A 20887-nucleotide genomic window follows, 5' to 3' on the forward strand; every position below is an offset into this window, starting at 1 on the left:
CTCGTCCGCTTTGACGGGGTAGGCGGAAAGCCCTTACTCGGCGGTCGACGCTATGGCTCGGCTCACACGGGTGTCAATGACGGATCAGCATCGGTTGTTCATGACCGGCGGAACCGAAGCGTCGCGATCCGGAACGGGCGCAGGCGCAGCCGCGTGCCGTCGGCGGAGAGTGCGATCGGCTCCCGGAGCGGCCGCTCGAGGAGGTCGGTCTCGACCACGCCGGAGTGCTCGAAGGCCGCCGTGATCCGGGTGCTCGCCCGCCCGCCGTGCGCCTCGTACAGCCGGACGACGACGTCGCCGCTGCCGTCCTCGGCCAGCTTCACGGCCTCGACGACCACCGCGGGCGAGTCGACGGTCACCAGCGGGGCGATCGGCGAGCTACCCCGGACGGTGCGCAGCGGCAGGTTCAGCCGGTAGCCCTCCGCCACCGCGTCGGCGATCGTCGCGCCGGCGCGCAGGGACACCCGCAGCCGGTGTTCGCCCTGGTCGGCGGTGGGGTCGGGGAAGAGCGGGGCGCGCAGCAGCGACAGTCGCACCACGGTGGTCGTGCCGCCGTCCGGCCGGGTGGAGCGGGTGACGTCGTGGCCGTACGTCGAGTCGTTCGCGACGGCCACGCCGTAGCCGGGCTCTCCGACGTGCACCCAGCGGTGGGCCACGGTCTCGAACCGGGCGGCGTCCCACGAGGTGTTGGTGTGGATCGGCCGGTGCAGGTGCCCGAACTGGATCTCCGACGTCGCCCGCTCGGCGTGCACGTCCACCGGGAAGGCGAGCTTGAGCAGCTTCTGCCGCTCGTGCCAGTCGACGTGCGTGTCGACGTCGATCGCCGCGGACCCGGCGTCGAGGGACACGACCTGCGTGATCGTCGACGCCCCCGCCTTGCGCACGACCCGCACGGCGGCCCGTTCCGGCCCGCGGTCGACGACCGCCAGCTCGGCGACGTCGGTGACGTCGCGGCCGTGGCGGCGGTAGTGCTCGTCGATGTCCCACGCGTCCCACTGGGTGGGGGTGTCGCGGTGCAGCTGCAGCAGGTTCGCCGCCGCGCCGGGCGGCACGAGCTCGCGGTCGGCGGCGAGGTCGTACACCGAGGTGAGCAGGCCCCGCCGGTCGATCACGGCGCGGACGACGTCGTTGTCCAGCACGGTGCCGCCGGCGTCCTCCTCGACGCGCACCGGCTCGGCCGGCACGGCGATCGGGCCGCCGCCCAGCGCGGGGACGCCGTCGACCGGATACGGACCCGCGTTGACGGCCACTGGGCCGTCCCCCTCGCCCGCGAGAGCGGCGAGCGAGCGGGCGATGACGCCTTCGAGCTCCTCGGCGACGCGGGCGTAGTTGCGCTCGGCCTCCTGGTGCACCCAGGCGATCGAGGTGCCGGGCAGGATGTCGTGGAACTGCTGCAGGAGCACCGTGTGCCAGCAGCGCTCGAGGACGTCGGCGGGGTAGGGCAGGCCGGTCCGGACGGCCGCGGTCGCGGCCCACAGCTCGGCCTCGCGCAGCAGGTGCTCGCTGCGCCGGTTGCCGCGCTTGGTGCGGGCCTGCGAGGTGTAGGTGCCGCGGTGGAACTCGAGGTACAGCTCTCCCGACCAGACGGGGGGTCGGGGGTACTCGGCCTCGGCGGTGGAGAAGAACTCGGCCGGCGTGGTCATCCGGACGGTGGGCGAGCCCTCGAGGGACTTCGTGCGGGCCGCGGCGGCGAGCATCTCGCGGGTGGGCCCGCCGCCGCCGTCGCCCCAGCCGAACGGCACCAGCGAGGTGTTCGCGCGCCCCTTCTCGGCGTACCGGCGCTGCGCGCGGTGCAGCTCGTGCTGCGACAGCTCGGAGTTGTACGTGTCCACCGGCGGGAAGTGCGTGAACACCTGCGTGCCGTCGATGCCCTCCCAGCGGAACGTGTGGTGGGGCATCACGTTCGTCTCGTTCCAGGAGATCTTCTGGGTGAGGAACCAGCGGGAACCGGCGGCCGTGATGAGCTGCGGGAGCGCGGCGGAGTAGCCGAAGGAGTCGGGCAGCCACACCTCGAGCGGCTCCACCCCCAGCTGTTCGGTGAAGAACCGCTTGCCGGCCACGAACTGGCGGGCCAGCGCCTCGCCGCCGGGCATGTTGGTGTCCGACTCGACCCACATCCCGCCGACGGGCACGAACCGGCCCTCGGCCACGCGCCGCTTGACGCGCTCGAAGAGCTCCGGCTGGTGCTCCTGCAGCCAGGCGTACTGCTGGGCCGAGGACGCGGCGAACACGAACTCGTCATCGGTGTCCATCAGGTCCAGGACGTTCGCGAACGTGCGGGCGACCTTGCGGACGGTCTCGCGCACCGGCCACAGCCAGGCCGAGTCGATGTGGGCGTGCCCGACGGCGTGCACCCGGTGCGCGCTCGGCCACGCGGGGCCCGCCAGCGCGCCGGCCAGCTCGGCCCGGCCCTGCTCGGCGGTGCCCGCCACGTCATCGGGGTCGACGGCGTCGACGGCCCGCTCCAGCGCGCGCAGCACGTCGGCGCGCCGCGGCAGGTCCGCGGGCAGCTCGGTGACCAGGCCGGACAGCGTCCAGAAGTCCTGCGCCAGCTCCCAGACCGGCACGTCGAGCAGCGCGATGTCGGCGGCGACGAGCCGGTAGAGCGGGTCGTCGCCGGCCGTGGCGAGGTCGCCCATCCGGGTGGGGGCGTACGTCCAGTCGCTCGCGACGCCGGGGTTGGACGCCGCCTCGACGTACAGGTCGACCGCGGATCCCGGCCCGCCCGGGAGCGGGACGTGCGCATTGCGCGGCTCGACGGCCGCCACCACCGTTCCCTCCGGTGTGTATGCCAGCCCCTCGGACTGGAAGCCGGGCTGCACGCCTGCGAACCCGAGGTCGACGGAGAGCTCGGGGCGCGTTCCGGGGTCGGTCCAGCCGTCCGGCACGGTGCCGGTGACGTGGAACCACACCGTGCCCCACGGCCTGCCCCATGGCGAGCCCACCGGGAACGGGGTGAACTCCTGCCGCACCGCCTCCGCGAACGGCACGGGTTCGCCGGGCGCCGTCCACGCGGTGACCTCGAGCGGCACCCGCTCGCGGTACATCGCCGGGACGAGCCGCTCGCGGACGAAGCGCGCGATCCGCTGCAGGACCAGCTTCGAGTCGTCGTGCATGCGTTAAATCCAATCGGTGGACTAAATGCCGTGTCAAGGGCGGCGCCACCGCGAAACGGTGGGCGTTCCGTCGGGTGCAGGCGGTACCATCGGTCGCGTCCCACGAGCAGAGACAGGAAGCAGGCGGCACACCCCTTGACCCATCCGGATCCCGTCCAGTCCCGCATGGCCGTTCCGGACGCCGCTCTGCTCGCGCTGCTGGGCTCGCGCGACGAGAGCCTCCGCGTCGCCGAGGAGATGCTCGAGGCCGACGTCCACGTCCGCGGCAACGAGCTCACCCTCACCGGGACCCCGGCCGACGTGGCCTTCGCCGAACGCGTCTTCACCGAACTGATCATGCTGGCCGAGCGGGGCCAGCAGGTCTCGCCCGACGCCGTGCGGCGCACCGTCGAGATGCTCGGCGACGGAGAGGCCGACGAACGCGCCCGCATCGGGGAGTCGCCCGCCGAGGTGCTCTCGCTCGACATCCTGTCCCGGCGCGGCAAGACCATCCGGCCCAAGACGCTCAACCAGAAGCGCTACGTCGACGCCATCGACGCCCACACCATCGTCTTCGGCATCGGCCCGGCGGGCACCGGCAAGACGTACCTGGCGATGGCCAAGGCCGTGCAGGCGCTGCAGGCCAAGATGGTCAACCGGATCATCCTCACGCGCCCGGCCGTCGAGGCGGGGGAGCGGCTGGGCTACCTGCCGGGCACGCTCTACGAGAAGATCGACCCGTACCTGCGGCCGCTGTACGACGCGCTGCACGACATGATCGACCCGGAGTCGATCCCGAAGCTGATCGCCGCGGGCACGATCGAGGTGGCCCCGCTGGCCTACATGCGTGGGCGCACGCTGAACGACGCCTTCATCATCCTCGACGAGGCGCAGAACACCACGCCCGAGCAGATGAAGATGTTCCTCACCCGGCTCGGCTTCGGCTCGAAGGTCGTCGTCACCGGCGACATCACGCAGGTCGACCTGCCCGGCAGCACCCGCTCCGGGCTCACCGTCGTCCGCGACATCCTCGGGGACGTGGACGACATCCACTTCGCCCAGCTCGGCAGCAAGGACGTGGTGCGCCACCGGCTGGTGTCCGACATCGTCGACGCCTACGCGAGGTGGGACGCGGCGGGCGAGCGCCCCAACCTCCGCGCCGCCGCGCCCCGCAACGGCCCGCCCCAGGACCACAGGCGCCGCAACCGCCGCTGACCGCAGCGCCCGCCGACGCGCCCCGGGTGGCTCCGGGCTGCCCGTCGACGGGCGCGTGGCGCGAATGGGGGTGCGTGAGCGGGCTCGGGGTGCGTCAGGCGCCGCCGCCGGCCGCCTCCACCGTGCGGGCCACCGCCTCCGTCGTCGCGCCCAACGTCTCGGACACCGACCAGGCCACGGCTTTCACGCGCGCACCCAGCTCGGCGGCGCGGCGGTCGTCCATCCGCACCTCGGGCACCGACGTGCCGAGGGCGCCGACCACGGCGCCGGTGTCGTCGAAGAGCGGGGCCGCGACGGCGCGGATGCCCGGGTAGCGCTCGGCCAGTGACTCCGCCCAGCCGCGGGTGCGGATCGTGGCGAGCTGGGCGCGCAGCTCGTCCGGGTCGGTGATCGTCCGCGGGGTCGCGGCGGGGATCGGCCGGGAGAGCCAGCGCTCCTGGCGGGCGGGCGGCAGCATCGCGAGGATCGCCTTGCCGGGGGCGCCGTGGGGCAGGGCGAGCGGCACGCCGATGTCGGTGTAGGTGCGCCGCAGCTCCTGGTGGCTCTCGACCTGGTCGACGACGGCGCGTTCGTCGGTGGGCAGCAGCTCGTGGACGGCCACCGTCTCCTCGATCTCGTCGCGCAGCGCGCGCAGGAACGGGAGCGCCGCGTCGCGCAGGGTGGTCGGCACGGCCCCGCTGCGCGCGAGCTGCACGAGCAGCGGACCGAGCCCGTAGCGGCGGCCGGGGGTCTGGCGCACGAGGCTGTTGCTCTGCATCGCGGCGAGCAGGCGGTGCGTGGTGCTCGTCGACAGCCCCGTCATGCGGGCGATCTCGCTGATGCCCAGCTCGGGGCGGCGCGCGTCGAAGCAGCGCAGGATCGCGACGGCCCGGTCGATCGACTGGACGCCGGCCCGCGAGGGGGCGTCCGCTGCGTCCCCGTCCACCGCGCCTCCACTGCTCGAGCCCTTGACCAGGCCGGAAACGGATCGTAGTGTTTCCACAACACGGGATGGTATCCCGTGATACGGGAAAGGCGGTACGGTGCTCCCGCTCGACGGATTCCGCGTCCTCGATCTGACCCGGTTCCTCTCCGGGCCCTACTGCACGATGGTGTTGGCCGAGCTGGGCGCCGATGTGATCAAGGTCGAGCAGCCCGTCACCGGCGATGACTCCCGCAGGCTCGCGCCGAAGGTGGAGGGCGAGAGCTACCCCTTCGCGATGCCCAACCGCAGCAAGCGCAGCATCTCGCTCGACCTCAAGACGGACCGCGGGCGCGAGCTCTTCCTACGCCTCGCCGCCGACGTCGACCTGGTGATCGAGAACTTCCGGCCGGGCGTGGTCCGCCGCCTCGGCATCGACTACGCGGCCGTGCGTGCCGTGCGCCCCGACGTCATCTACTGCTCGATCAGCGGGTTCGGGCAGACCGGGCCGTACCGGGACCGGCCGGGCTTCGACATCATGGCCCAGGGCGCGACCGGCCTGATGCGCATGACGGGCGAGCCCGGCGGCCGCCCGGCCAAGGTCGGCATCGCGATCAACGACATCGCCGCGGGAGCCACCGCGATCTACTCCGTGCTCGCGGCCCAGATCCAGCGTCAGCGGACCGGCGAGGGCCAGTACCTGGACATCTCCCTGGTCGACGCGGGCCTCGCGTGGACGGTGTGGGAGTCGGGCGCCTGGTTCGGCGGGGGCGAGGAGCCCGCGGCGACCGGCACCCGGCACCGGCGGTCCACGCCGTACCAGGCGTACCGCACCGCCGACGGCTACGTCACGATCGGCGCCAACAACGACCGGCTCTGGAAGCGCCTGGTCACCGGCGTGCTCGACCGGCCGGAGTGGCTCACCGACCCGCGGTTCACGACGCTGAGCGACCGGATGGCGCACATCGACGAGCTCGAGGTCGAGATCGAGCGGCTCACCACCGCCCGCACCACGGATGAATGGATCAAGCGCCTCGACCGGGCGGGCGTGCCCGGTGGCCCGGTGCTCACCTACGCCGAGGCGCTCGACGACCCGCACGTCATCGAGCGCGGCATGATCGTCGAGCAGGAGCACCCGATCATGGGGCCGATGCGCACGATCGCGCCACCCACCAAGTTCTCCGGCATCGACTTCCGGGTGCGCGGCCCCGCGCCGTGGCTCGGCCAGCACACCGGGCAGGTGCTGCGCGACAGCGGCATCCGCGACGACGAGGTGGCCGAGCTGTTCGCGACCGGAGTCGCCTTCGACGCCCACCCCGGAAGGCAGGCTTCCTGAAGCATGTCCGACCAGATCCTGATCGACGGCGAGGGGCCCGACGGCGTCGCCACCGTCGTGCTCAACCGGCCGCAGAGCCACAACGCGATCACCATCGACATGTATCGGGAGTTGCCCGGCCTGCTCGGCGGGCTCGACGCCGACCCGGACGTGAAGGTCGTGGTGCTTCGGGGGGCCGGGCAGAAGTCCTTCGCCTCCGGCGCCGACATCGCGGAGTTCGAGCGGGAGCGCGGCGACGCCGAGCGCGCCCGCCGCTACAACGAGCACGTCGCCGCGGCCGAGCGGGCGCTGGACGGCATGGTGAAGCCGACGATCGCGATGATCCACGGCTACTGCATCGGCGGCGGCGCGGGCCTGGCGCTCGCCTGCGACCTTCGGTTCGCCGACGACCGCGCCCGCTTCGCGATCACCCCGGCCAAGCTCGGCCTCGTCTACGGCCTCGAGTCCACCCGGCGGATCGTCGACCTCGCCGGGCCGTCGCGCGCCACCTGGATCCTCGTCTCGGGGCAGCAGATCCCCGCCGACCGCGCACTGCAGCTCGGCCTGTTCGACGAGGTCGTTCCCGCCGACGACCTCGCCGCCACCACGTACGGGTTCGCCGAGGTCGTCACCACGCGGGCGCAGTACAGCGTGCGGAAGGGCAAGGAGATGGTCCGCCGCGTCGTGGCCGGGCAGCTCCGCGACGACGCCGAGACCACCGCGATCCGCAACGGGTCGTTCGACACCGGTGACTACGCCGAGGGCGTGCGCGCGTTCCTGGAGAAGCGCCCGCCCCGGTTCACGTGGAAATGAGCCCCGACGCTGCGGTGACCCGGGCCGCCGAGGCGGCAGCCCAGGCGCGTCCGGAGTTCGGTGCGTTCTTCCTGGCCCGCTTCCTGGACCTGGGCATCTCCTACGACGACGAGGCCCGGACCTGCACCGTCGCGCTGCCCTACGCGGCGCACCTGTGCAACCCGCAGGGGTCGATGCACGGCGGGGTGCTCGCCACCGCGATGGACGTGTCGATGGGGCACCTGTGCCACCGCTTCCTGTCGACCGCTGTGACGATCGAGATGAACCTGCGGTTCTTCCGCCCGCTCACCGGCCCCGGCCGCTGCACGGCGGAGGTGCTGAACGCGGGCCGCCGGATCGTGCACCTGCAATCGCGCCTCACCGACGACGAGGGCCGGCTCGTGGCGTTCGCCGCCGGCTCGTGGCACCGGCTCGACGCGAAGGACCCGAAGCCCCGCACGTAGAGAACCCGCACTCCGGCACCGTCGCCGGGAAGGGAGACCGCCATGTTTCTCCGAAGGGCACTCGCCGCGGCCGCCGTGCTGCTCCTGGCAGGCTGCTCCGGCGCCGGGACCACCGAGTCCCCGGAGGAGTACCCGTCGCAGGACCTGGACTGGACGATCGCCTTCGGGCCGGGCGGCGGGAACGACATCATGGCCCGCACGATCGTCGACATCCTGAAGAAGCACGAGCTCTACCCGCACGACATCGTCGTCGAGAACCGGGAGGGCGGCAGCGGGGCCACCGGGTGGGGGCACCTCCTCGGCGACGCCGGCAGCGGGTACTCGATCTCGACGACCTCCGGCTCGTTCATCACCACCCCGCTGCAGGCCGACACCGGGTGGCAGCCGCAGGACTTCACGCCGGTCGGGCTGTTCGCCACCGACGACGCGCTGTTCCTGGTGCCGGGCACGAGCCCGGTCACCGACTGGGCGAGCTGGGTGGAGCACGCGCGCGGCAAGGGCAGCGTGGTCGTCGGCGGGATCGGTACCGTCAACGTCGACTTCATCGTCCAGGCGATGCTCGCCGACCAGGCCGGCTACGCGATCGAGTACGTGCCGTTCAACGACGAGGGCCAGATGCAGACCGCCATGCTGTCCGGCAGCCTCGAAGCGATCATCTCCAACCCGGGCACGGTGCTGGGCCAGGTGCAGGCCGGCCAGCTGCGGGCGCTGCTCACCACCGCGGGCGAGCCGCTGCCGGAGATCCCGGACGTGCCCACGGACGAGTCGCTCGGCTTCACCGGCCTCCCTTCGATGCCCCGCGGGCTGATCCTCCCGCCCGGCGCCCCCGACTACGCGCAGCAGTGGTGGATCACGACCATGCAGAAGGTCGTCGAGACCCAGGAGTGGAAGGACTACGTCGCCAGCAACCACCTGTCGCAGGACCTGCGCTGGGGTCCGGACTTCACCGCGTTCCTCGACAGGACGCAGGCCGACTTCAAGCGCATCCTCACCGAGCGGGGCGCCCTGTGACCGCCGTGCACCCCGCTCCGGTAGCCGAGACCCGCCGGTGGCAGGTCGGTGCGCGGGCGGTGTTCTTCGGGATCCTGCTCGTCGTCTTCGCGGTCTACTTCCAGATCGCGCTCGGGATGGAGTGGCGAACCGCCGCGGGACGGATCGGGCCGGGGTTCTTCCCGCGCCTCATCGGCGCGGTGGGGATCGTGCTCACCCTCGTGGCGCTGGTGCGCAGCGTGCGGCGCGTCGAGGCCGAGACGGAGACCGGGCCATCGACCGGGACCGGGACCGACGGGCCCGACCTCGGCCGGCACCCGCGCACCATGGCGATCGTCGTCGCGGCCAGCGCCGCGCTCGCCGCCGCGTTCACGGTGCTCGGGGCGCTCGTCGCCGGCGCGCTGTTCCTGCTCGGCTGCCTGTGGCTGCTCAACCGGGAGCACCCCGTGCTGAACGCCGTGCTCGGCGTCGGGCTGGCCGTGGGGCTCTACCTGCTCTTCCAGACGCTGCTGAACGCCGGCCTACCCGCCGGCGTCCTGCCGTTCTAGGAAGCCGGGGGACGACACCGTGGACGTCTTCGTCGATCTCGGCCAGGGGATCCTGGCGCTGCTCACCGTGCAGAACGTGCTGCTGCTCGCCGCCGGCGTGATGATCGGGATGGTCGTCGGGGTGATCCCCGGCCTGGGCCCGTCGGCCGGCCTCGCGATCCTGCTGCCGCTCACGTTCGGCCTCGACCCGACCGGCGCCATCATCATGCTCGCCGCGGTCTACTACGGCGCGATGTACGGCGGCACGATCACCTCGGTGCTGATCAACACGCCGGGGGAGTCGGCCACCGTCGCCAGCACGTTCGACGGGTACCCGCTGGCCCGGCAGGGCCGGGCGGGTCCCGCTCTGGTGATTGCCGCCGTCGCCTCGTTCGTGGCCGGGACGGTGGGCGCGGTGCTCATCAGCATCGCAGCCCCGGTCACCGCGGCAGTTGCGAGCAGCTTCGGCCCGCCGGAGCTGTTCCTGGTGGTCATCGCGGGCCTGCTCACGCTCATCGTGGTCGTCGGTCGCAACTGGCTGCTCGGCGCGCTGTCGGCGCTCATCGGGTTCGCGCTCGCGACCGTCGGCGTCGACATCGGCGGCGGGGCGCAGCGCTACACGTTCGGCTCCACGGAACTGATCAACGGGATCGACTTCATCCCGGTCGCCATCGGCCTGTTCGGCATCGGCGAGATCCTGCACACCCTCTGGCGCGGCGGGCACCTCGAGCGGCTCGGCTACTTCGCGGTGGGCGCGGGCAGCCGCGGGTTCTGGCCCACCCGCCAGGACGTCCGGGAGTCGCGCGGCCCGATCCTGCGCGGCTCGCTGCTCGGGTTCGCCGTCGGCACGGCGCCGGGGGCGGGCGCCACGGTGGCGTCGCTCATGTCGTACACGCTGGAGAAGTCGGTCTCGCGCACGCCGGAGCGGTTCGGCAAGGGCGCGATGGCCGGGCTGGCCGGGCCCGAGGCGGCGAACAACGCCGCGTCCGCGGGGGCGATGGTGCCGCTGCTGACGCTGGGCATCCCCGGCTCGGCGTCCACCGCGGTGCTGATCGGCGGGTTCCTGATGTGGGGGCTGCAGCCGGGGCCGCTGCTCATGGAACAGAACCCGGAGTTCGCGTGGGGGCTCATCGCGAGCATGTACCTGGGCAACGTGATGCTGCTGCTGGTCAACGTCTTCTGCATCCCGGTCTTCGCGAGCATCGCCCGCGTCCCGTTCCGGATGCTGGCCCCGGTGATCATCCTGCTCTGCGTGGCGGGGACGTACTCGGTGAACGGCAGCATCGTCGAGGTCGCGATCATGCTGGCGTGCGGTGTGCTCGGTTTCTTCATGCGGCGCTACGGCATGTCGCCCGCGGCGATGGTGATCGCGCTGGTGCTCGGGCCGCTCGCCGAGGAGACGCTGCGGCAGACGATGATCATCTCCGGCGGTGACTTCACGATCTTCGTGCACCGCCCGACGAGCCTCGTGCTCCTCGTCGTGATCGCGGTGCTGGTGCTGCTGCCGACGGTGCTGCCCCGCATCCGCCGGGCGGTCACGGCCCGGATCGCCACGCTGGGCGGGCGCCGGTCGCCGACGGAGCACGAGCACGTGGGTGGTGGCACCCCGGGAGGCTCCGGGTGAGAACGCCGGCAAGGTGGCCATACTGCCGTGTCGTGGCAGCAAGGCCACCTTGCTGACCTTCCTCGGCCCCAGGAAAGGACTCATATGCGTCTGGCCGCCATCCGCGTCGACGGGATCGAGGTTCCCGCCGTCGTCGATCCCGTCCGTGGTGTCGCCCGCGTTCGTGATCTGCTGCCCGGGTTCGCGGGCGACGTGCGCGCGGTTCTCGTGGAGGACCGGCTCAGCGAGCTGGCGGAGGCGGCCGAGGCGGCGGTCGACGCGCTGTTCGTTCCGGAGTCCTCGGTGGCGTTCGGCGCCCCGTACCGGCACCCGCGGCTGATCTGGGGCATCGGGCTGAACTACGTCGACCACGCCGCCGACCTCTCCGAGCAGGTGCCGGACGAGCCTGCGTCGTTCGTCAAGGGCGACCACACCGTGATCGGCCCCGGCGAGGAGATCCCGATCCCCGCGCAGAGCTCGCGCACCACCGCCGAGGCCGAGCTGGCACTGGTGATCGGGCGCTACTGCCGCAACGTGAGCGAGGAGGACGCGCTCGACCACGTCTTCGGCGTCACCACAGTGCTCGACCAGACCGCCGAGGACATCCTGGAGCGCAACCCGCGGTTCCTCACCCGGTCCAAGAACTTCCCGGGCTTCTTCTCGTTCGGGCCGCAGATCGTGCCGCTGGCCGAGGTGGGCGACCTCGCCGCAGTCGAGGTCAGCACGGTGCTGGACGGGGCCGTGCACCGCAGCAACACCGTCGCGCGCATGCGCTACTCCCCGCAGTTCCTGGTGAGCTTCCACAGCGCGGTGATGCCGCTGTACCCGGGGGACATCATCTCCACCGGCACGCCGGGTGCGGTGCACATCCGCCCGGGCACGGTGGCGGAGTGCCGCATCCCCGGCGTCGGGGTGCTGACCAACCCGGTCGTGCAGGGGTAGCCGACCGGCGTGTGACGCACGCCATCGCCCCGATCCCGGCTGCGGTGACGGGTTCCGCTCCGGCGGCTGGTCCCGACTGCGACCACGCCCCCAGCCCCGGGAGCCCAGATGCCTCACCCTCCGTCGTCACCGCAGCCCGTCGAACGCTCCACGACGGCGGCCGTGGTGCTCCCCGGCCTGGCGATCGCCGTGGTCGCCGTGGTGCTCGCCTGGGGCACCAGGAAACTGGCGTCGCCGGTGGTGCCGGCCTGAGGATCAGCGGGGCAGGTACGCCTCCATCATCGCGTTGCGGAACTTGCCCTCCGGGTCGTGCTTCAGCGTGAGGGTGGCGAACTCCGGCAGGTGCGGCCAGAGTGACGCGACCGTGGCCGGGGCCGTGCCGAACACCTTGCCCCAGTGCGGCCGGGTGCCGAACCCGGCGAGCGCCGACTCCAGCGCGGCCACCGCGGGCAGCACGGCCGCGGTGTCGGGCACCCAGGTGAAGTGCAGGGCCGCGGTGTCGCGACCCTGGGCGGGGGAGATCCACAGCTCGTCGGCGGCCACCGTGCGGATCTCGGAGACCTGCAGCACCGGCCGCAGGTGGTCGCGGACGCCGTCGACGGCGCGCAGGGCGTCCGGGAGGGCACCGCGCGGCACGAAGTACTCCGACTGCAGCTCGTCGCCGCTGCTCGGGGTGAACGCGAGCCGGAAGTGCGGCAGCCGCTCGTGCCACGGGCCCGGCTCGCCCAGCTGGGGTGTGCAGTGCTGCGGGTCGACGCCGGCCACCATGTGCACCGGCGCGGGGGCCCTCGTCGCGCCGAGCCAACGGACCGGCGGCTCGGGGTCGGTGTCGAGCTGCTTGAGCCACACCTGCTCGAACCCGGCGCCCGCCCAGTGGGTGAAGAGGCTGACGCTGTAGCCGCCGGTCAGCGCCTCATCGGCGTCCTCCAGGGCGAGGCCCTCGTAGATCCACTGCCGGATGCCGAACGTCGGGCGCAGGTCCAGCGTGAGCGCGGTGACGATGCCGAGCGCGCCGAGCGCCACGACCGAGCCGGGGAACTCCGGGTCGCCGCGCCGGACGGTGCGCAGCTCGCCGTCGGCGCCCACCAGCTCGACGGCGGAGACGGCGGTGGCGAGCACGCCGTTGGCCCGTCCGGACCCGTGGGTGCCGGTGGCGCAGGCGCCCGCCACGGAGATGTGGGGGAGCGAGCCCAGGTTGGGCAGGGCGAACCCCGCCTCGTGCAGCCGGCCGGTGACCTCGCCGTAGCGCAGGCCCGCCGAGACGCGCGCGGTGGAGGCGGCCGCGTCGATCTCGACGACGGGCGGGAGCCCGGCGAGCGTGACGTGCTCGCCGTCGGTGTCGGCGATCCGGCTGAACGAGTGCCCCGACCCGAGCGCCCGCACCCGGTCGCTGCGCGCCACCAGCTCCTGCAGCTGCGTCACCGAATCGGGGCGGTGGACCTCCCGGGAGGAGAAGACGACGTTGCCTGCCCAGTTCGCGGTCACCATGGAGGGGAACCTACCTACCGGGCCCCACGGTCTAGGCTGGTTGTCCGGTGAGCGAGTGGAGCAGGGGAAACACGTGTCGATCGAGGTGTGCAACGAGTCGGGCGTTCCCGTCGACGAGTCGCTGGTGGCCTCGGTGGCGCGCTTCTCCCTCGACGCCATGCACGTCAACCCCGCGGCGGAGCTGTCGATCCTCGTCGTGACCGAGGAGGTCATGAGCGAGCTGCACGAGCGGTGGATGGACGAGCCGGGCCCCACCGACGTCCTGTCGTTCCCGATGGACGAGCTGGTCGAGGAGTCCCGCAGGCCGGACGCCCCGGAGACCGGTCCGGCGCTGCTGGGCGACATCGTGCTCTGCCCGGACTTCGCCAAGGCGCAGGCCCGCAAGGCGGGCCACTCCCTCGCCGACGAGATGCACCTGCTCACCGTCCACGGGGTGCTGCACCTGCTCGGCTACGACCACGCCGAGCCGGAGCAGGAGCGGGAGATGTTCGGCCTGCAGGCCAAGCTGCTCTCCGACTGGCAGACCGCCCGCCGCCAGGCCGCAGCGCAGGCCGCGCGGCACCGGAGCGACTCCGCGGTGCTCGGCACCGCAGGCCTCGAGGACCCCTGAGCCCGGTGGAAGGCACCCTCCCGCTGATCGTCACCGCGGTCCTGCTGGTCCCGCTCGCCGGGCTCTTCGCCGCCGCCGACGCGGCCCTCAACACGGTGTCCCGCGCCCGGGTCGACGCGCTCGTGCGCGCGGGGCGTCCGGGCTCGCGCGCGCTCGCCGCCGTCGCCGCCGACCGCCCGCGGCACGTCAACCTGCTCCTGCTGCTGCGGCTCGCCGCCGAGACCGGCGCCACCGTGCTGCTGGCGATCGCGTTCATCCAGATCTTCGAGCACGACTGGGCGGGCGCGCTCACCGCCGGAGCGATCATGGTGGTGGTCAGCTACGTGCTCATCGGCGTCGGCCCGCGCACGCTCGGCCGCCAGCACCCCTACCGCATCGGGATGCTCGTCGCCGCGCCCGTACGGGCGCTCGCCACCCTGCTCGGCCCGCTCACCAAGTTGCTGATCCTGGTCGGCAACGCGATCACGCCGGGGCAGGGGTTCCGGCAGGGCCCGTTCTCCTCGGAGGTGGAGCTGCGGGAGCTCGTCGACATGGCCAGCACCAGCGGCGTGGTCGACGAGGACGAGCGGCAGATGATCCACTCGGTCTTCGAGCTCGGCGACACGCTCGTGCGCGAGGTGATGGTGCCGCGCCCGGACGTCGTCTGGACCGACCGCGCCACCCCCGTGGACAAGGTGCTGCGGCTCGCCCTGAAGAGCGGCTACTCGCGCATCCCGGTGCTCGGCGAGAACATCGACGACATCATCGGCGTCGCCTACCTGAAGGACCTCGTGCGCGCGCAGGCCGAACGCCCGGACGCCCCGCTGGTCGACGTCATGCGGCCCGCCGTGCTCGTGCCCGACACCAAGCGGGTGGACGAGCTGCTCAAGGAGATGCAGGCCGCGCGCAACCACATGGCGATCGTGGTGGACGAGTACGGCGGCACCGCGGGCGTCGTGACCATCGAGGACATCCTCGAGGAGATCGTCGGCGAGATCACCGACGAGTACGACACCGCCGAGGTGCCCGACGTCCAGGAGCTGGACGAGGGGCGGCTGCGGGTGTCGGCGCGCCTGCCGGTGGAGGACCTCCTCGAGCTCTTCGCGGGCCCCGCCGGGCCCGCCGGGCTGGAGGACGATCTCGGCGAGGTGCTGGCGGCCGCCGACGTCGACACGGTCGGCGGGCTGCTCGCCCAGCAGCTCGGCCGGGTGCCGCTGCCCGGGGCCGAGACCGAGGTGGCCGGCCTGCGGCTCCTCGCCGAGGGCGGCAAGGACGCCCGCGGCCGCGTGCGGATCAACACGGTGCTGGTGGAGCCCGTCGAACAACCGGCCCCCGACGAGGACGGCGCCCAGCGGGAGGAGAGCGATGCCCGATCAGGCTGACCCCGTCGTCGAGACCCATCATCTGGAGACCATCACATGACCACTCCCTCGTTCGACGTCGTCGTGGTCGGCGGCGGCATCGTCGGCCTCGCCACCGCGCACGCGGTGGCCCGCACCGGGCGTTCGGTCGCGGTCGTCGAGCGTGAGCCGCAGCTCGCCCGCCACCAGACCGGCAACAACTCCAACGTCATCCACTCCGGGCTCTACTACGCGCCCGGCGGCTACAAGGCGCGCCTCGCGGTGGCCGGCTGCGCCGAGACGGTGGCGTTCTGCCGGGAGCACGACCTGCCGCACGAGGTCACCGGCAAGCTCGTGGTGGCCACCGACCCGGAGGAGCTGCCGCGGATGGCGGAGCTCAAGCGGCGCGGCGACGCCAACGGCGTGGAGAACCACGAGCTGGACCAGGCCGGGATGCGCGAGCATGAGCCGCACGTCCGGGGCATCGCCGCGCTGTACGTCCCGTCCACCGGCATCACCGACTACCGGGTGATCGCGGAGAAGATCGGCGAGCTCGTCGGCAAGGAGGGTGGCGAGGTCCACCTGAACCGGGCGGTGCACCAGATCGTGCGCCGGGCCGACGACGTCGTGGTGCGCACGTCGTCGGGTGACCTGCTGGGCAAGCAGGTCGTCGTGTGCGCCGGCCTGCGCTGCGACGAGGTCGCGAAGGCGGCGGGTGCCGACCCGGGTGTGCGGATCATCCCCTTCCGCGGTGAGTACTCCGGCTTCAGCGACCGGGCAGCGGAGCTGGTGAAGGGCCTGATCTACCCGGTGCCCGACCCGGCGTTCCCGTTCCTGGGCGTGCACGCCACCCGCGGCATCGACGGCCACGTGCACGCCGGCCCGAACGCGGTGCTCGCGCTGGCGCGCGAGGGGTACTCGTGGGGCGTGGTCAAGCCGAAGGAGTTCCTCGCGACGATCACCTACCCGGGCATGCTCAAGATCGCCAAGCAGCACTGGAAGTACGGCTTCGGCGAGATGCACCGGTCGCTCTCGCGTGCGGCGATGGTCAAGCAGATCCAGCGGATGCTCCCCGACGTGCGCGCGGAGGACCTGCACCGGGCGGGCGCGGGCGTGCGCGCGCAGGCCGTGAAGGCCGACGGCACGCTCGTCGACGACTTCCTGTTCGCCGAGCAGGGGAGCGGTGCGGGGTCCGTGCTGCACGTGCTGAACGCGCCATCGCCCGCGGCCACTGCGGCGCTGCCGATCGGCCGGGAGATCCTCGAGAAGCTCACCGGCGAGAAGCTCGCGCCGCTGACGGCGTCGTGACGGGCTTCGCGTCCGTCCCGGAGGGCTTCCGGTCAGGCTTCGCCTGCTTCGTCGGACGGCCGAACGCCGGCAAGTCGACGCTGACCAACGCGCTGATCGGGCAGAAGATCGCGATCACGTCCAGCAGGCCCCAGACCACCCGGCACGCGATCCGCGGCATCCTGCACCGCGCGGACGCCCAACTCGTCGTCGTCGACACGCCGGGCCTGCACAAGCCGCGCACCCTGCTGGGCAGCCGGCTCAACGACGTCGTGCGGGAGACGTGGGCCGAGGTCGACGTGATCGGCTTTTGCGTGCCGGCCGACCAGCCGGTGGGCCGCGGCGACGAGTTCATCGTGAACGAGCTGCGCTCGGTCGCCGGCCGGACGCCGGTGCTGGGCGTCGTCACGAAGACCGACATCGCGCAGCCCGACCAGGTCGCCGAGCGGCTCACCCAGCTGAGCGGGCTCATGGAGTTCGCCGAGGTCGTGCCCTGCTCGGCAGTCGACGGGTTCCAGGTCGGCCTGCTCGCCGACCTGCTCGTCGCCCGCCTCCCCGAAGGCCCGCCGCTGTACCCGGACGGCGAGCTCACCGACGAGCCCGAGGAGACGCTCGTCGCGGAGCTGGTCCGCGAGGCCGCGCTCGAGGGGGTGCGCGACGAGCTGCCGCACTCGATCGCCGTGGTGATCGAGGAGATGGTGCCGCGCGAGGGCCGGGACGACCTGCTGGACGTGCACGCCAACATCTACGTCGAGCGGTCCAGCCAGAAGGGCATCGTGATCGGCAAGGGCGGCTCCCGGCTGCGGCAGGTCGGCGCCGACGCCCGCCGTCAGATCGAGGCGCTGCTGGGCACGAAGATCTACCTCGACCTGCACGTGAAGATCGCGAAGGACTGGCAGCGGGACCCGAAGCAGCTGCGCAAGCTGGGCTTCTGACGCCAGCACGAACGCCAGCATGGTGGCTTTGCCGCCGTGCTGTGCCAGTAAGGCCACCATGCTGGCGCAGCACGGGGCTCAGAGCGCCACCGGCAGCGCCGCCAGCCGCCAGGTGCCCCCGTCGGGCGCGCGCTGCGCGTCGCCGGCGAGCGTGAGGCCGGGTGCGCGGCGCAGGAGGGCCGTCAGCGCCACCTCGGTCTGCACCCGCGCGAACGCGGCGCCCAGGCAGAAGTGCGGCCCGTGGGCGAACCCGAGGTGGGGCGCGGGGGCGGCGCGGGTGATGTCGAACGTCTCGGGGTCGGGGAACGCGCGCGGGTCGCGGTTGGCGGCCGCGATCACAGCGACGACCGGTTCGCCTCGTGGGATCCGCACCCCGGACAGCTCCACGTCCTGCGTCGTGAACCGGGGGAACGCCAGCAGCTGAGGACCGCACCAGCGCATGAGTTCCTCGACGGCCCGCGGCGCGAGCCCGGGGTCGGACCGGAGCGCGGCGAGCTGCTCGGGGTGGGCGAGGAGCGCCTCGACGCCGTTGGCGAGCAGGTTCGTCGGGGTCTGACCGCCCAGGACGAGCTGCCAGACGAGCCCGACCAGCTCGACGTCGCCGAGCCGGTCGCCGTCCTCGTCCTGGGCACGCACGAGGTCGGAGACGATGTCGTCGCGGGGATCGGCGCGGCGGGCGGCGACCGCCGCCTTCGCGCCCTCGATGATGCCGGGCATCGCCTCGACGAACGCGGCACCCGCGCCTGCGGCGACCGCTGCCCCGTACTCCCGCCAGCGCGGCCGTTCCGGCCAGGGGATGCCGACGAGCTCGCAGATCACCGCCATCGGCAGCGGCCGGGTGAGGTGCATGATCAGGTCGGCCGGACCGTTCGCGGCGTGCGCGCACAGGTCGTCGAGGAGCTCCTCGACGATCGCCTCGATCCGCGGGCGGAACTCGGCCGCGCGCCGCGGGGTGAACGCGGGCGCCACCAGCCGGCGCAGCCGCGTGTGCTCGGGGCCCTCCACCTCCTGCATGGACCGCAGGTAGGGCTTCAGGTCGTCGGGCAGGTCGGGCCGGAAGGCGAACGTGCCCGGGCCGAGGGCGAACCGGGCCGGGTCGGACAGCACCGCCCGCGCCTCGGCATGGCGCGGCACGCCCCACAGCGTCATGCCGGGCACGACGAGCCGCACCAGCGGCGACAGCTCCCGCGCCCGCCCGTGGGCGGCGAAGGGATCGCGGAGCACGGCGGCGTCGGTGAGGTCGATCTCGGGCAGGTCGGACACGGAGCCTCCTGGATGGCCAAAGCAGATGTTCTCATCATCTGAATGGTGAACGTATCATCCCTCCCCGACGGAGATCGGCCAACGGTGGGAGGGCGATGGGCCGGCTCACGAGAGCCCAGGCGCAGGAACGCACCCGCGAGAAGGTCCTGGCATCGGCGCGCACCGAGTTCCTGGAACGCGGCTTCCGCGATGCCAAGATCGACGTCATCGCCGAGCGCGCCGAGCTCACCCGGGGCGCTGTCTATTCCAACTTCCCGGGCAAACGCGCCCTCTACCTGGCTGTGCTCGCGGCCGAGGCCGAGCGCGCCGCGATCCCCCAGGTGGTCGCCGGCACCACGGCCCGCACGGCGCTCGGCGCCTTCGCCAGGGCCTGGGTCGGCCGGCTGCCCCTCGCCACCGACGAACCCGGCGGCGCGGTGCCGCTCGGGGCCGACCTCCTGCCCGAGGTGCTGGCCGACGAGCGCATCCGCACGCCGTTCGCCCAGCTCATGGCGCTCGACGCGATCCTTCTCGGGCTCGCGCTGGAGCGGATGCACGGCCCATCTGATGCGGGCCGCCGGGTGCGGGCGGCCGAGGTCGCGCTCACCACGTTGCACGGGGCCGCCCAGCTCGCCGCCGCCGCGCCCGGTTTCGCCGACCCCTTCGACGTCGTCAGCGCCTGCGAGGGGCTCGCCGACCTCGAGCTCGGCAGCGGGCGGGGGGACGAGTGGGCCCCGCCCCACCTGCCGTACGTGCCCCGCGCGCGCCCGGCCGGGCGGCCGTGGGAGCCTCCGGCGGCGATCGACGCCGTCCGTGACGTCCCGGCCCGCCTCGCCGACGACGGCGTCGTCGCGGTGCTCGGCATGCACCGGCTCGTGGCGGTGGAGGAGGCGGTCCGGGCGGCGCCGTCGGGCTCGGTCGTCACGGCGGTGGTGGTGTCGGGCGACCCCGGCGAGCTGGCGCCGCTGGCTCGGCTCGTGGTCGCGGACGTGTGCCGCTGCATCCGGTCCGCGTTCCCCGAGTCGGCATGGCCGCGGCTCCAGGTGGTGCACGACCCGTCGGGGGCCGTTGCGGCGGCGGCGGGAGAGCGCGTGGTCAGCGACGCCACCGAGGCGGCCGTGCGCATCGCGAACGGCCGGATCGTGGCCGCGGCCGAGGGGAGGGGAGCCTGCCACGCCGCCGCGACGGCCTGATCGGCCCGGCACGGAACGCCGGCATGGTGGCCATACCGCCGTGTTGTGCCAGTAAGGCCACCACGCCGGCGTTCGAGTGCGGCCCGCTCAGGCGGCTCGGGCCCGGCGCAGCAGCTCGACCATCGCCTTCCGGACGGCGTCGGGGGTGTCGGTGCGCTCGTCGAACGGCAGGCGCACCGCGGTCTCCCGGCCACCGGGCTCGTCGGCCGCGAGCACGGCGAAGCCGTAGCGGTCGACGGCCACCATCCGGGCCGCGGCGGTCTCGGGCCGGTCCGCGAAGCGGCGGCAGAACAGCACCAGCGCGTCGGCGTGGTCGTCGTTCATGTGCGCGATGATCCGGTCGGCGTGCGGGTGCAGCGGGTCGGGCTCGGCCTCGGCGTAGCTCGCTTCGTCCACCCAGCTCATCCGGCCGAAGCCGCCGACGTACCGGACGGACTCGACGGCGAGCCGGTAGAGCCGGAAGTCGCCGAACCCCGCGTAGAACGCGCCCGGCTGGGCGGCCTGGTAGATCTCCAAAGCGGCGGCGCGCTCGTCGCCCTGCAGCTCGCCGACCCGTCCGATGACGGTGACCCTGGCCAGCGCGAGCGGGTCGCCCGCACCGGCCTCGGTCGCCATCAGCGACGCCCTCGCGTCGGCGGCGAGGTTGCGGGTGTGCTCGGCCAGGTCGCTCAGCAGCAGCAAGGGCCGGCCTGCCGGGTCGACCGCGTGGGAGACCAGCGAGCCGAACGGGAACCCGCCCTCGCCGATCGTGGCGAGCGCGCCGGTGCGGACGGCGGCGATCAGCGTGCGGGAGCGTTCCGCGTCGCTGGGCTCGCCCCGAACCCCCGGGGTGGCGGCGAGGGTGCGCTCGGCCGCGGCACGCTGGTGCTCGGGCACGACATGGGTCACCTGGACTCCTCGGATCGACTTAGGGTCACCTCACCGGTGTGGGGAGGCGGTGTCAAGCGGCGCCCGCCCGTAGGCTGGGCC

General features: G+C 73.0%; 19 protein-coding genes. 14 read left to right on the forward strand and 5 right to left on the reverse strand.

Annotated elements, in window-relative coordinates; genetic code table 11:
- Positions 1-98: 98 nt before the first annotated feature.
- On the reverse strand, positions 99-3116 hold the full coding sequence (locus tag ABEA81_RS27235) for a glycoside hydrolase family 38 N-terminal domain-containing protein (protein ID WP_345608482.1): 3018 nt from the start codon (positions 3114-3116) through the stop codon (positions 99-101).
- 135 nt (positions 3117-3251) lie between these two features.
- On the opposite strand from ABEA81_RS27235, the gene ABEA81_RS27240 reads away from it, so the two are divergent.
- Positions 3252-4310: a PhoH family protein gene (locus tag ABEA81_RS27240; protein WP_345608484.1), complete on the forward strand. Its 1059-nt coding sequence runs from the start codon at positions 3252-3254 to the stop codon at positions 4308-4310.
- A gap of 94 nt (positions 4311-4404) precedes the next feature.
- Here ABEA81_RS27240 and ABEA81_RS27245 read toward each other — a convergent pair whose 3' ends face one another.
- Positions 4405-5235, reverse strand: coding sequence for an IclR family transcriptional regulator (locus ABEA81_RS27245; protein ID WP_345608487.1), 831 nt, complete (start codon positions 5233-5235; stop codon positions 4405-4407).
- 97 nt (positions 5236-5332) lie between these two features.
- Between ABEA81_RS27245 and ABEA81_RS27250 the strand changes: the two genes are divergently transcribed.
- The 8 genes from ABEA81_RS27250 (at position 5333) to ABEA81_RS27285 (ending at position 12096) form a co-directional block, all read left to right on the forward strand.
- Entirely contained in the window at positions 5333-6547 is a 1215-nt protein-coding gene (locus ABEA81_RS27250; RefSeq protein ID WP_345608489.1) for a CaiB/BaiF CoA transferase family protein, read from the forward strand.
- A gap of 3 nt (positions 6548-6550) precedes the next feature.
- A complete protein-coding gene (locus ABEA81_RS27255) occupies positions 6551-7339 on the forward strand; it encodes an enoyl-CoA hydratase-related protein (RefSeq protein WP_345608491.1) in 789 nt (262 codons plus the stop codon).
- A complete protein-coding gene (locus tag ABEA81_RS27260; RefSeq protein WP_345608493.1) occupies positions 7336-7782 on the forward strand; it encodes a PaaI family thioesterase in 447 nt (148 codons plus the stop codon). Before ABEA81_RS27255 ends, ABEA81_RS27260 begins: the two co-directional genes overlap by 4 nt.
- 42 nt (positions 7783-7824) lie before the next feature.
- Positions 7825-8793 carry a Bug family tripartite tricarboxylate transporter substrate binding protein gene (locus ABEA81_RS27265; RefSeq protein ID WP_345608495.1) on the forward strand — a complete coding sequence of 323 codons (969 nt, stop codon included), beginning with the start codon at positions 7825-7827 and terminating at the stop codon, positions 8791-8793.
- Positions 8790-9320, forward strand: a complete 531-nt coding sequence (locus ABEA81_RS27270) for a tripartite tricarboxylate transporter TctB family protein (RefSeq protein WP_345608497.1) — start codon at positions 8790-8792, stop codon at positions 9318-9320. The genes ABEA81_RS27265 and ABEA81_RS27270 overlap by 4 nt, the downstream gene beginning before the upstream one ends.
- A gap of 19 nt (positions 9321-9339) precedes the next feature.
- Positions 9340-10923 carry a tripartite tricarboxylate transporter permease gene (locus tag ABEA81_RS27275; protein WP_345608499.1) on the forward strand — a complete coding sequence of 528 codons (1584 nt, stop codon included), beginning with the start codon at positions 9340-9342 and terminating at the stop codon, positions 10921-10923.
- A gap of 84 nt (positions 10924-11007) precedes the next feature.
- Positions 11008-11844 carry a fumarylacetoacetate hydrolase family protein gene (locus ABEA81_RS27280; protein WP_345608501.1) on the forward strand — a complete coding sequence of 279 codons (837 nt, stop codon included), beginning with the start codon at positions 11008-11010 and terminating at the stop codon, positions 11842-11844.
- 108 nt (positions 11845-11952) lie between these two features.
- On the forward strand, positions 11953-12096 hold the full coding sequence (locus ABEA81_RS27285) for a hypothetical protein (RefSeq protein ID WP_345608503.1): 144 nt from the start codon (positions 11953-11955) through the stop codon (positions 12094-12096).
- Positions 12097-12099: 3 nt separating this feature from the next.
- On the opposite strand, the gene ABEA81_RS27290 is transcribed toward ABEA81_RS27285, so the two are convergent.
- Positions 12100-13332 (reverse strand): FAD-binding protein, encoded by a 1233-nt coding sequence (locus tag ABEA81_RS27290; RefSeq protein ID WP_345608505.1) that lies wholly within the window; start codon positions 13330-13332, stop codon positions 12100-12102.
- A 73-nt stretch (positions 13333-13405) separates the two neighbouring features.
- Between ABEA81_RS27290 and ybeY the strand changes: the two genes are divergently transcribed.
- Genes ybeY through era form a run of 4 tightly spaced genes read left to right on the forward strand, consistent with a single transcriptional unit; the run spans position 13406 to position 17483 of the window.
- On the forward strand, positions 13406-13942 hold the full coding sequence (gene ybeY, locus ABEA81_RS27295; RefSeq protein ID WP_345608507.1) for an rRNA maturation RNase YbeY: 537 nt from the start codon (positions 13406-13408) through the stop codon (positions 13940-13942).
- Positions 13943-13947: 5 nt separating this feature from the next.
- Positions 13948-15303 (forward strand): hemolysin family protein, encoded by a 1356-nt coding sequence (locus ABEA81_RS27300; RefSeq protein ID WP_345608509.1) that lies wholly within the window; start codon positions 13948-13950, stop codon positions 15301-15303.
- 36 nt (positions 15304-15339) lie between these two features.
- On the forward strand, positions 15340-16569 hold the full coding sequence (gene lhgO, locus ABEA81_RS27305; protein WP_345608511.1) for an L-2-hydroxyglutarate oxidase: 1230 nt from the start codon (positions 15340-15342) through the stop codon (positions 16567-16569).
- The gene (gene era / locus ABEA81_RS27310; protein ID WP_345608513.1) at positions 16566-17483 is read left to right on the forward strand and encodes a GTPase Era; all 918 of its coding nucleotides are present in this window, start codon (positions 16566-16568) and stop codon (positions 17481-17483) included. The genes lhgO and era overlap by 4 nt, the downstream gene beginning before the upstream one ends.
- Before the next feature lie 78 nt (positions 17484-17561).
- On the opposite strand, the gene ABEA81_RS27315 is transcribed toward era, so the two are convergent.
- Positions 17562-18746 (reverse strand): cytochrome P450 family protein, encoded by a 1185-nt coding sequence (locus tag ABEA81_RS27315; protein WP_345608515.1) that lies wholly within the window; start codon positions 18744-18746, stop codon positions 17562-17564.
- Between the two features lie 95 nt (positions 18747-18841).
- Here ABEA81_RS27315 and ABEA81_RS27320 point away from each other — a divergent pair, with 95 nt between their 5' ends.
- Complete coding sequence (locus ABEA81_RS27320) at positions 18842-19918, forward strand: TetR/AcrR family transcriptional regulator (protein WP_345608517.1); 1077 nt, start codon at positions 18842-18844, stop codon at positions 19916-19918.
- Between the two features lie 87 nt (positions 19919-20005).
- On the opposite strand, the gene ABEA81_RS27325 is transcribed toward ABEA81_RS27320, so the two are convergent.
- Complete coding sequence (locus ABEA81_RS27325) at positions 20006-20806, reverse strand: HugZ family pyridoxamine 5'-phosphate oxidase (RefSeq protein WP_345608519.1); 801 nt, start codon at positions 20804-20806, stop codon at positions 20006-20008.
- Between the last annotated feature and the right edge of the window lie 81 nt (positions 20807-20887).

This window comes from Pseudonocardia adelaidensis, assembly GCF_039543345.1.
Classification (GTDB): Bacteria; Actinomycetota; Actinomycetes; order Mycobacteriales; family Pseudonocardiaceae; genus Pseudonocardia; species Pseudonocardia adelaidensis.

What these genes read in the sequence shown, in the direction of transcription:
- ABEA81_RS27235 (WP_345608482.1), bottom strand. Translation starts at nt 3,116, where the DNA reads ATGCACGACGACTCGAAGCTGGTCCTGCAGCGGATCGCGCGCTTCGTC.
- ABEA81_RS27255 (WP_345608491.1), top strand. Translation starts at nt 6,551, where the DNA reads ATGTCCGACCAGATCCTGATCGACGGCGAGGGGCCCGACGGCGTCGCC.
- ABEA81_RS27260 (WP_345608493.1), top strand. Translation starts at nt 7,336, where the DNA reads ATGAGCCCCGACGCTGCGGTGACCCGGGCCGCCGAGGCGGCAGCCCAG.
- ABEA81_RS27265 (WP_345608495.1), top strand. Translation starts at nt 7,825, where the DNA reads ATGTTTCTCCGAAGGGCACTCGCCGCGGCCGCCGTGCTGCTCCTGGCA.
- ABEA81_RS27280 (WP_345608501.1), top strand. Translation starts at nt 11,008, where the DNA reads ATGCGTCTGGCCGCCATCCGCGTCGACGGGATCGAGGTTCCCGCCGTC.
- ABEA81_RS27285 (WP_345608503.1), top strand. Translation starts at nt 11,953, where the DNA reads ATGCCTCACCCTCCGTCGTCACCGCAGCCCGTCGAACGCTCCACGACG.
- ABEA81_RS27290 (WP_345608505.1), bottom strand. Translation starts at nt 13,332, where the DNA reads ATGGTGACCGCGAACTGGGCAGGCAACGTCGTCTTCTCCTCCCGGGAG.
- lhgO (WP_345608511.1), top strand. Translation starts at nt 15,340, where the DNA reads ATGACCACTCCCTCGTTCGACGTCGTCGTGGTCGGCGGCGGCATCGTC.
- ABEA81_RS27320 (WP_345608517.1), top strand. Translation starts at nt 18,842, where the DNA reads ATGGGCCGGCTCACGAGAGCCCAGGCGCAGGAACGCACCCGCGAGAAG.